Genomic DNA, 11,864 nt, shown 5'->3' with positions numbered 1-11,864 from the left:
ACGTCGGTGCCAAAATTGCCGGCGAAGACATACCGGTCGTCGCCCAGACCGCCTTTCAGCGTGTCGTTACCAACGCCACCGTCCAGGGTGTCGTTGCCAGCCCCGCCATCCAGATAGTCCTCACCCATATCCCCCTTGAGTAAATCGGTTCCATCTTCACCAAACAGGTTATCTTTGCCAGCGCCCCCATCAAGAACGTCATGACCAGAAGGATTGGAGGTGCCATTGCCACCCATTAGCGTGTCATTGCCATTGTCACCTGAAAGCTTGTCATTCCCCGCAAAGCCAAATACTTTGTCATCACCGTCACCAGCACGGATTTGATCAGCCCCTTGGGTTCCTTGAATAGTTTCAGATTGGGATGTTCCCGAAGTAATCACTGCAGCTTCAATTGTTTTCAGGTCCCAACGTTGGCCATCCGCAAATTCGAAGATATCCAGTTTAAAGTGAGCAGATCCAACATTCAGGAACCAATTCTGAACTGTAACCGAGTCAGTTCCATTCTGGTGCCGAATTGCAAGGTCATTGCCCAGTCTGAACAATTCAATATCTGTCGGCTTTATACCTGGACCAAAGGCCAACTTATCGACTGATGCTTCATTACTTGAAATAAGTTCGTCTTGCTTGGTTTCGATGACCAAGTCATTACCGTCACCAAGGCTGAACCGGTAAGTATCATGACCATATGAACCCCAAAGGGTATCGTTGCCTTTACCACCTTCCAATGTATTTTCGTCAGACTCCCAGTAGCCATTTGCCGCAACCAGTTCGTCGTTACCCATACCACCAATTAATGTGTCTGCGCCATCATTTCCAAAGAGTTTGTCGTTTCCATCGCCACCATATAATAAGTCATCTCCCAAATCACCAAGTAGCTCGTCATGGCCAGCGTCGCCAGATAATGTATCGTTACCATACTCACCATTAATCTTGTCATCCCCACCATGACCAGAAATGCTGTCATTTTTGAATGAACCGCTTAATGTGTCGTTGCTATCTGTACCCTTGTAAATCAGTTGAAATAGCTGTTCTTGATTGAGGAGTATTTCAGAACCATTACCGCTTTGTATGCGAATATTCCCACTGCCGGTTTCATTTTGGAAGAATTCGGTGAACGAAATCATATCCGTCGAGCTGTCAGGAAAACTAATCGTTAAATCACGGCCATCTCGTCTGAAAACCAAGTTATCCAAGGGCAAGTCTGAAAGGAGTAGCGTCGTTGTATTTTCATAGGCATCAATAATTTTGTCATGCCCATCACCACGCGCAAATCGATACGTATTGTTACCGATGCTACCATTCAGCAGGTCATTGCCGGCACCACCAGTCAACAGATCGTTACCCGCATCACCATACAGCATATCCTCGCCATCGTTGCCGATCAGTTCATCGTCTCCCTCACCACCGTCTAGCGTGTCACTTCCTTCGCCACCGTGCAGCTTGTCATTACCCGCTTGGCCAGATAGTTGGTCGTTGCCAGCCAAACCAAACAATTCATCATTTTCCACCGACCCTGTGATGACATCATTTCCAGATGTGGCTTGTTTGACTAATGCTTTGACTTCGTCAGCTGTCCAGAAAGAACCGTCAGCAAAGCGAATCTCTTCAATCAGATAGCTAGATGTATGGCTCGCGAAAAAAGAGGAGACGCGAATACTATCCGTACCTGATGTCAGTAACAGTAGGTCGTCATTGTCACGCCTTGCCGTTACATCCGATTTGTGGATGGACGCATCGAATTGAATGCGATCGATGGAGGTGGCATCCAAATTCAGAATGGTGTCCTGGCCGTGGCCTGCCGCAAACAAGTAGGTATCACTGCCATCGCCGCCAACAAGCCAATCGCTCCCGCTGCCGCCATCCAGTCGATCATCGCCAGTACCACCATCCAAGTGATCGTCACCGACGCCGCCTGTCAAGCTGTCATTGCCAAGATCGCCCAACAATTTGTCATTGCCATCCCCGCCTTCAAGCTGGTCATTGCCTTGCCCACCATTCAGCTGATCATTGCCTTCCAAACCAAACAGTCGATCATCATTGGCGGTGCCATTCAGCACGTCGTTCCCTGATGTTGCTTGAATAATGCGGTTTTTTAAGTCGTCTTGAGACCAAATGGTCCCATCGGCAAAAACGACTTGCTCGATCGCTTGGCTATTGCGACCAGTACCATTGTCATCCAATTGCCAGGCGACCTGAATACTGTCATTGGCCGATGTCATGAGGACCAAGTGTTGACCGTCGCGCTTCACAACAACATCTTCCTTGCGAATGGATGCATCAAATACGATGCGATCTATCCCAGCGGTATCGCCATCATAGTCGTTGATATGGTCTTTGCCATGACCCGCACTGAATAGATAGTCATCGCCATCGGCATCGCCGTACAGGGTGTCATTGCCGGATCCGCCTGAAAGCGTCTCTTTGCCAAGGTTGCCATGGATTTGGTCATTTCCTTCCCCGCCAGTCAGTAGGTCGTTACCTCTGCCGCCATAAAGGCGGTCATCACCCTCTCTACCATGAATTGAGTCATCGCCATCCTGGCCTGACAGCACATCATCCCCCAAACCGCCATCAATCAGGTCGTTACTCTCGTTGTAACCCGTAATCTCATCGTTGCCGACAGTGGTTTGTAATGTCAGTTTACGAATGATGTCGTTATTCCAAACGGTTCCATCTGCAAATTTAAACAGTGAATTGGTAGTGACTTGACCCAGTTGGGTGCTGAAGTAAGCTTCGAACTGCAAGGTATGGCCGGACACGCGATGTGTCACCTTTAACCGGCTGCTCGCATCAGCCGAGACGACCAGATCCTGCGGTCGCGTACCGTCCACAAACTGTACGACATTGCTGAATGCCTCTCCGCTACCTACTTGCTCAGAAATCGTAGCCGATCCGGTCAGCAAGTCGATGACATAGTGGTCGGCTCCCTCACCGCCACGCAGTGTGTCGCTACCTTCGCCGCCTGCCAAGGTGTCGTTACCCAACGAACCATCTAACGAATCGTTTCCTTCACCGCCAAACAAATGGTCGTTACCCAATAAACCTAGCAGCGTGTCATTGCCCTTGCCGCCCACAAGAACATCCTGACCATCTCCACCATGCAGCAGGTCATCACCATCCATGCCGTCAAGGGTATCGTCACCCAAAAGCCCAAACAGACTATCGTTACCGCCTTGGCCGCGCAGGTGATCATTCACATCGCCAGGGTTCCCAAATAGGGTGTCGGCACCATCTGTCGCCATGCTTGACAAGGCATAGAGATCAGCTTTCTTCCATACCGTCCCATCTTCAAACTCAAACTGCGTGATGCCTTCATTGACGGCATATTCTGGGATCGATAATTCAGCACCTGAATAGATATGACGGATGAACAAGTCTTCGCCCGTTTGATAGAGCATTCCATTCTTGCGGAATACCAGAAGATCGGACGGCTTGATGCCATGGCTAAATTTCACGACATCCGAATCGGCGCTGGTCAGGGCTTGGCGAACGTTGTTGATTTGGACTTGGGCGCCCCCCAGCATGTTGATCAAATAGGTGTCGTGCCCTTCGTTACCCCCCAAGGTATCGTTGCCGTCCGTGTGAATGATGGTATCGTCACCAGCAGCACCCCAGACTTTGTCATGGCCCGCACCACCCACCAGCGTATCGTTGCCGCCGCCGCCGATGATTTGATCGTCTTCATCACCGCCATCGATCGAATCATTGCCACCCGCGCCACGCAAAAGATCTTTGCCTGCGCCACCCATCAACATATCATCGGTATCAAATGCATCGATCGTATTGTCTTGGCTTGGTGCAGCAAGCAATACGCGACGGCGCACTTCGTCAAAATCCCAGCTGGTACCATCGGCAAAGCGAATCGCTTTGATATGGCCTGAGTCATTGCCCAAATTAGCTAACCCTTGTGGATCGCGAGCAAAATAGTTGTAGATCTCCAATCGATCACCGGTGCCGGCAATGGTCAGAATCAGCTCGGTATGCAAGTAGTCCGTTCGAACAATGACGTCGTCCGGTTTAACACCAGGCAATAATTGAACAATATTGCCATCGGCAATGATGTCATTCGCAATGGTGTCGGTGCCCGAGCCTTTGCCGAACACAAATGTATCCGTTCCGTTTCCACCGCTCAGAATGTCATTGCCTGCACCGCCGTGGAGAACGTCGTCACCGTCACCGCCAGATAAGGTGTCTGCCTGACTGCCACCTAACAGCAGATCCCCCTGCAGGCCACCAGTTAAAGTCAGGGCTGTGTCCATTGCGGTCAACACGCTTGGTACCATGGCGTTTGCCGCATTGTGGGTCAGGTTAACACCAAGGTCAGATAATGCTTTGACCAAACCTGGGTTGGTTTCTGCTTCTTTCAGCCAGGTTGACAGGGTGTTCAATCCGTCCCAACCAAGCGTGTAAAGTTGATGCCCCAGCATGCGATTCAAATCGACGAGATCTGCAATAGCACCGGCCTTGTCCGTTGTATATTTGTCTGTCAGCAGTTTGTTCATGCCCGTCAGGTCCAACGAGCTTCTGCCCTCCCCCTGAACCCGTTGGATCGCTTCCCAGTAGGGGCGTAGCAACGTTTCCGGTAGCAACGCATCATAAACACCCTGTAACAGCAATTGGTACGAAGCCTTAAGGCTATCGACTTGCCCTTTGGCTAGTGCCAGTACAATTGCGTTACTAGCAATGCCACCGCCGCCACTTCCACCACTGCCTGCGCTAACCGGTGGAGGGGGGGCTGCATCCTCAGGTGAACGGGCGAAGAGGAAGGGGCGGCCATTGAATTTTTCCAAGGTTCGTACCCACCCATCGGCATATAAGCCTGTGGCCAGGTGCAGGCGACCTTCACCATAAACCAGTTCGGCCGTGCCGTCCGGCTTCTCTTTGTAAATTCCGGAGATCACATTTCCTGTAGGTTCCGCGGTGGCGGCCCAAGCGTCCAGCAACGCTGCCAAGGCTGCACGTTGTGCACGACGATCAGTCAACTGGCTGTAGGCTTGTACCTTGTCGGCCAGGGTGCTGGATTGCGTCGCGGCCTCGCGCAGGTCGCGCACACCGCCGGCGCCACGGATATTGGGCAGGCCAACCGCCCGTTCGGACAAATCCAGCCGATCATTGAAATGCCGGTAGAACGGATTGTCCTGCAGCTCAAGGTTATACGCCTGGCCACTGGTCCCGTCAGTCTTGACAAATGAACCTACAGAGGTTGATACATTGCCGTTGCGCAGGTCGACACGATCTTGCTTGGCGTTGAGATTGATGGTGGCAATGCCCGCATCGGCAAGCGATGTCAGCTCGTTACCCTGGCTGATGCCATCTGTATTCAGGTCACGCCATAGTTTGACTTGGCCATATCGATCATCAAGATGGTTAAAACGGCCGTCATGATTGCTGTCCAGGTCAGCCAGTGCAGCAAAACCGCTACTGGCTTTGCCGCCATTTGATAGTATGGTATCGACACCAAACAACTCCCCACCATCGTCGATAGTGCCGTTGCCATTGCGATCCAGTACCACAAATGCATCATCGGGCTTCAACCAACCGGACCCTGCCTGTATGCTATCGCGGTTATGGTCAAAGATCACCGTGCGTGCTTCGGTTGCCCCGATGCTTTCAATGCCATCGCCGTCAAGGTCCAATACCAGCGGATCACGCTGACGCGGGTTGACCGCATCGTTGAAAGCATTGTTCACCGGCGGCGGAATCTTGGCCGGGTCGAACGGGAATGGCAGTACCGGTTTCGGAGGAGCGGAAGGCGGCGGGGGGTCAGAGGGCTTGTTATTGCGCAACCAAATACCCAGATCGCCATTCTTCCAACTCTCAAAAGTTAAAAACTGGTCCTTAATGTATGCTTTGAGAACACCGCCTTGCCACTCATATCGAACATCGTTGTTCCAGGAGTAATAAATCCCAGTGGCATTTGGCTTGGCACGGCCGCCATTCAATGCATAGCCATTGAAATTTACTTCTCCCTTGCCGTCGGTATCCATAATCGTATCCCATCCGCCCGTATGGTAAGTGTCAAACCCGGCCCCACCCTCCATTCGGTCTTTGCCCGCAACAGTGAGATCCCGCCAATTGATACCAACAAGCTCGTCGTCGCCAGCTCCGCCGATCAACGTGTCATCATCATTTTCGCCATTTAGGTAATCCTTTCCCGCGCCACCGATCAACGAGTCGTTATCGTTACCGCCCCAAAGCTCATCGTCTTCTGCCCCGCCGTCCAGCGAGTCCGCGCCGTCCCGACCGTGTAAAGTATCGTTGCCCAACCCGCCTTCAAGATGGTTATTCGCCTTGTTTCCGATAATCTTGTCGTTACCCATCCCACCTTCGGCGTCTTCAATGTATTGGTCTGGGTTGAAGTTCTCGTAAGATATCGATAAATTATTGACACCACCTACTTTTGAATTTTCACCGGGTTCAAGCTTTATTTCAATATTTTGAGATATATTATTAGCGGTTATTTTGTCTGTGCCACCAGTGTCTAATATGGTAATACTTCCAGCTGTTTCTTTTACTTTGTATATGCTGTCGCCATGATTTCTTTCACGCCTTCCATAAATACTTTGCAGTGCAGCAATATCAACCTGCCTTAATGTTGTTGGATATGACCCGCTCGGTTCAGCTGTGTATGCCATAATAGTATGGCCGAGATTATTGATATTTGCATCAAGTTGTGATTTTTTTGAATCCTCAAGGCCTAATGCATGCCCTATCTCATGCATTAGGGATTTATAAAGCGCTTCTCCCGGTTTTGGTTTTTCTCCGGCTGATAATAACTGACTGTTGATGTAGATTGTCCGTGTTGCCGCATAGAAAATGCCTCTAGGAGCCTTATCGAATCCATTGAAGTCGTATAGCAAAAAGCATACATCTGCCTCAACTGGATTACTTACCTCTACAAAAGAGGCGTTGATGTATTTGTCAATTCCATCCTTTCCGGTAAAGATTTGCACTGCTGCCTGCTTCAAATCTGGCGTGAATTCTTTGACTGCATTTGGCAGCTTAGGATTAGTTTTTGGCTCGGCTGCGGAAACTAGCTCTATATACTGTGGCAAAGTAAAATACTGCTGAAAGCAGTATTTTATCGGTCGCCCTGGCATCGTTTTTCCATCAAGCATGCTGGCGATAGATTGTTCATCTAGTAGCATATTTTTATTTTTCCTTTCTAATTAAAGTGTTTTTTACGAATAGTTCCGTATTCACATTAAGAATGGATGGAGAAATATTTATATTGCTTTTCCACCACTCGGGAATAGTATTTTCCTGAATTTTAGGCCATAGCTTTATATTTACTTCGGCCTTTCCGTCGCTTGACAAGTATGGAATGTTTGTAATGAATATAAATTTTTTACCTACCATTTCTTTCGACATTTTTTTTGCGTGACAATTTTCAGGTATGTCTGTTATGTAGTCTACAACGATTAGCTCACTCTCAATCGTTTTGCTAGTCATTCGGAGTGGATGCTTTTGATATAACATTTCAGGTTTTTCAAGATAAAATGCTATTTTTATGGCGGGGTATCCCAAATTTTTGCGATTAATCCATTGTTCGGTGCATTTAGTATTTGCATAGTCAAGATATACTTTGTCTTGGTTTGAAAAGCTTTCTTCGTAAAACAAATCTATTTTTTTCACCTTTGCTTTCCATGCGAAATCAATACCTTTTAATAATTTGTTGAAATTTTGCGGCGGGTCCATTGGCTCGTAGCCATAACCGACTATTGGGAAAAATAGATAGGCAAAAAGAAATATTGAACTTTTCTTGTTATTTGGCGCTATGAAAATCATAACTCATCCTTTCAGTTGTGAGTGATGCTGAATGTCTAAGATCAATAGCTATTTTTATGGGTATGTGATGCATGATCCACCAGTAAACTGCAAGTGAAGTGATCATCAAGTAGATTGTTTTTAATTAACCTTATCCTGATAACACGCTCTTCACGGATTTCTCCGCATTTTCATTAAGAAAAGACAGTGACAACTTTATATTATGTTTTCACTGTTTTGGAATGGTATTTTTCTGAATCCTTGGTCAGAAGTAAATATTTTCTTCAAACTTTCCACCGCTTGAGGAGTGTTGGCTGATTGTAATAAAGATAAATTTATTGCCCGTCATCTTTGTTGCTTTTGCTGCTGTTAACAACTTATAAACTCAGAATGCTGGTTTTTCTATAACTGTAATTTAATTAATTTACATTTCATGGTAATTAACGATCCATTCTTGTGTCCCTTTGTTTATTCTTAGCGTTTAACGTGTCCACAGTTTGTTACCATTCTATATTCAGTAATTGTGGTAGCGTTTGATTCGATTGGAGAATACCTTACTTCAATGTAGCCACACCCTGCGCCAGCATATACATCAATCGGACTCTGCCTAAGCCCTTCTTCAGCAATATCGGTTATTTGGCAACAGTCTGGCTGTTGATGTAGATATTGCGCTACGGTTCTCGGATCTCTTTTCTCTTTGAGAATATACTCGAGCGCAAGCGTGATTCTTTCTTTGTTTGTTAGTGATTTTCCTGTTAGATCACATATTCCCTGGCTATTCTGGTAGGAGCAATTTCCAATGAGAACAGTTAATGCTAATACTATTGATAGCGCAGTATATTTAATTGATTGAAATATGAAGTGAGTAGCAGTCATTCTTTTCGGCCTTGTTGAGATTATTAAACTATCCGGGGAAATCTCCCGGTATTACGCCATTGCCGGACTTTTAGCGGTCCGGGGTAAACTGTATATTGTTGCTTCCGCTGTCGGTGCGGTTACTTGCTGCTGTAACACAGGAGCAAGTGGCCCTGGCTTGGGAGTAGATAGCTGCGCGATATGCCAATAGCCCAGGAAACTACCTCCCATTTACCAATTTGACCAGAGACAGCTAACCCTAAACGTAATGCAGACATAGTGGTACGCAACGTAACGGTTACCGCTGTTGTAATAGCCAATTCAGCTACAAGCTGGCTTGCTGCAGCTGTTGCTTCAAGTCCATCTTTGGCTTCGATAAGTTTCTTCAATGCACCATGAATTCCATTTAACCCTTCTATTCTCTCGGTCCACTTAACCAATTCAAGTAAAATACTCATAATGCAACTCTCAGAAATTAATAAATATAAACGTGAAAATGCACAGAATAGCTCTGATAAATATAGCTATTCTGGCGCTACCCAATGGAAGCTGACGCAGCCTAACCAGAATGAAGAAGACAAGTATTGGGGTAAATAGTAGCAATAAAATTGCCTTTGATTGGTTATTTATATCTCTAAGTGGAATGAAGTTAAATCCGAAATATACATCTATTAAACAGACTAAGCTGGCTATGCATGTAATAATCCATGCAATCCCATCTATTGTATGAGATGTAGCCTTTAGGTAAGTTAAAATGTCATGATTTTCATCAATATGTGCCATAGTATTCCATACTGGAGGTTAAGAATTGATTTAGGTTTGGATTTGTCAAGTAAAATACCAGCTTTGCGTAGGTATTCGGCACCCTGAGCATTCAGCTTTGGGATAGCCCCCCGGGCTGAACAACTGGATCATGGTGTATTCACGCACGAATGAAGCTCCCAAAGAAGCCCTTGCCACTATTGACGTGATGAGCATTGGTGATCCAGGTCCATACGGCCAAACTGTCTTTGGAGGTGCACATGAAAGGCTTGGGTACCAGCTTGGTGCGCTCTACTACCACGCCGTTGCTGGGGTTGATGACTGGATATTTTTGCTCGTCACTGATGATTTTGCTGACCATCTGATAGATGGGGACACCCAAACCCAGGGTATCCTTTTTCTTTTTGAACAGGGCTTGCTGTTGTTTCAGTAGTGCTTCGAGATCGGCGAGTTGTTGGTCGGTCAAGTACTTGACGTTATCGCCACCACGGTTATAGGTTACGTTTTTCATACAGTGGTCTACTTTCTGTTACTTGTTGACTGTGTGGTTGGATGAGGGTTGCTTGGTGGCTGGAACGGCAGTCCAGGTGTAGTCAGGCACCACCAATTGTTCGATGTGGGCGCGTGCCTGCTTGTCGAAGGCCACCACATGTTCCAATGGGAGTTGGCGAAACCCGAAGACATAGCCAATGTTGATGTCACCAACTGCGCGATAAACGACACTGCAACGCCAGTTACTGTCAATGCAGCTAATGGTGAAGGGCCGCTGTGCCGGGGCCTGATAACGCTCGGGCAAGGCTTGGTAGTCGCCGGCGGTCGGGTTGGGCCGGGGAATGCAGCCGATCAGGTCGGGCGTATGCGGGGTGCAATCGTAGATCCCATTTTTGTTGGCTTTCCCCATCTCGAACATCTCTTCATGACCCTTTTGCGAGTGATAGGCATCCCCCATATTCGTGATCAGTTCGAAACTCCCCGGGCCTACCGTACGTTCCGGCTGTGTGTCGCTGGCCGGGATGGTCAATTCGGCAATTGGGTAGTGCATGAACAACACCCGGGTCGGGTTGCCATAACAACCCTCGGGCTCTGCCGGGTCGGGTGAGGCTGGCAGTTGAGCCCGTTCAGGATCTTCTTTGTGGTAGCCCGTTAACGTCAGTTGGGTCTGGTAGGGAATGCGCAGCACGGTGCGCCCCAATGCGACATGAACAAACTCGCCATGGCCGGGTTTGCAACTGTCGGGGTTGAACTGCAAGTCGTTGTTTGCTGCTGTCGGCGTGGCAGCCTGTGGTGGTATCACGGGCGCAGGTGGTGCAGGCTCAGGCGGTGCAATCAGATAACTGACCCACACGCCGGCCGCCAGCAGGCAGAGGGGCGGTAAACCCCATTTGCTATAACGGTCAGATTTGTTTTTGTTGGTCATTACGTATTACTTCAGCAGTGTCAATCGGTCGAGTTACGAGTCAGCGGAGGCGAGAAGCAGCCACCGCGTGATTAACCGCTAGCATGCAACGGCAACGTGTGCCCCGTGTGAAGTCTTTGTGAAGTCGCATGATGCTGGTCTGGTCAATAGGTCACGTCTTTAGCGCAAGCTACCTGGTTTGACGGCAGTACATGTTGAGCAGAGCCCAGCAGTTGCGCATACGCGGCCAGCCCGTTTTCGACCGCATAGTGCTGGGCCGTGGTTTGGGCGGCTTGCCGCAGCGGGGCCAGGGTGTGGACCTGGTTCAAGGCGCGGGTGGTCTGCGCGGCGATGGCATCGGTATCAAAAAACGGCACGGTCAGCCCATTGACGCCGTGCTGCAGCACTTCCCGCACCGGTGCCGTGTCCGACCCGATCACCAGGCAACCGGTTGCCATGGCCTCCAGCATCGACCAGCTCAGCACAAACGGGTAGGTCAGATAGACATGCGCGGCTGACACCCGCAGCAGGGTGCGGTAGCGGTCGTAGGGAAGCTTGCCGAGGAAGTGCACGCGGTTGTGATCGAGCGTCACTTCCTTCAATAGCGCTTGGCGCCAGTTGGCGGCGTGTCTGGGCTTGCTGCCGTAACTGACCCCGTCGCCACCGACAATGACCACCTCACAGTTGGGGTGTTGGGCGAGCAACGGCGGGAGGGCGCGCATGAACACATGAAAACCGCGGTAGGGCTCCAGATTACGCGCCACATAGGTCACCACCGGGTCACTCGGTTTCAGCACCTTGCCGTTGGGTAAGGTGAAACGGGCATTGGGATCGGGGCCCAGTCGCTGGACATCAATGCCTTCATGAATGACTTGGATTTTGTCGTGGTACGCCGGTGGGTGCACCTGCTTCTGCCAGTGCGTGGGGGCCACGGCAACATCGCACTGTTCCAGGTTCAACAGGTGCAAGCCATTACGCGCCCGAATGCGGGCCCGGTCATCCATGGTCAGCGGGAAGGCCGGATCGAAGCCCGCATCCACGCCATCGGTGTGGTAGTACCACTCACAGAAATGCACCAGTTTGG

The 11,864-nt window shown here is 49.2% G+C and carries 6 protein-coding genes; all 6 read right to left on the bottom strand.

The genetic code is table 11. The features are described 5' to 3' along the window. The coding region (locus FFS57_RS25630; protein WP_212749172.1) for a calcium-binding protein at positions 1 to 6,320 on the bottom strand (6,320 nt) is incomplete at its 3' end. An 832-nt stretch (positions 6,321 to 7,152) separates the two neighbouring features. Next, positions 7,153 to 7,788 carry a hypothetical protein gene (locus FFS57_RS23620; protein ID WP_137940293.1) on the bottom strand — a complete coding sequence of 212 codons (636 nt, stop codon included), beginning with the start codon at positions 7,786 to 7,788 and terminating at the stop codon, positions 7,153 to 7,155. A 974-nt stretch (positions 7,789 to 8,762) separates the two neighbouring features. Beyond that, complete coding sequence (locus tag FFS57_RS23615; RefSeq protein WP_137940292.1) at positions 8,763 to 9,080, bottom strand: hypothetical protein; 318 nt, start codon at positions 9,078 to 9,080, stop codon at positions 8,763 to 8,765. Positions 9,081 to 9,544: 464 nt separating this feature from the next. Continuing rightward, the gene (locus FFS57_RS23605; RefSeq protein WP_137940290.1) at positions 9,545 to 9,895 is read right to left on the bottom strand and encodes a hypothetical protein; all 351 of its coding nucleotides are present in this window, start codon (positions 9,893 to 9,895) and stop codon (positions 9,545 to 9,547) included. A gap of 18 nt (positions 9,896 to 9,913) precedes the next feature. After that, the gene (locus FFS57_RS23600) at positions 9,914 to 10,801 is read right to left on the bottom strand and encodes a hypothetical protein (RefSeq protein WP_137940289.1); all 888 of its coding nucleotides are present in this window, start codon (positions 10,799 to 10,801) and stop codon (positions 9,914 to 9,916) included. A 143-nt stretch (positions 10,802 to 10,944) separates the two neighbouring features. Next, positions 10,945 to 11,864: glycosyltransferase (locus tag FFS57_RS23595; RefSeq protein WP_137940288.1), on the bottom strand; the 920-nt coding region annotated here is incomplete at its 5' end.

This window comes from Chitinivorax sp. B (assembly GCF_005503445.1).
In the GTDB taxonomy this organism is placed as follows: Bacteria; Pseudomonadota; Gammaproteobacteria; order Burkholderiales; family SCOH01; genus Chitinivorax.
The sequence above is the reverse complement of the archived record's forward strand: the minus strand, read 5'-3'. Positions and strand labels throughout refer to the sequence as shown.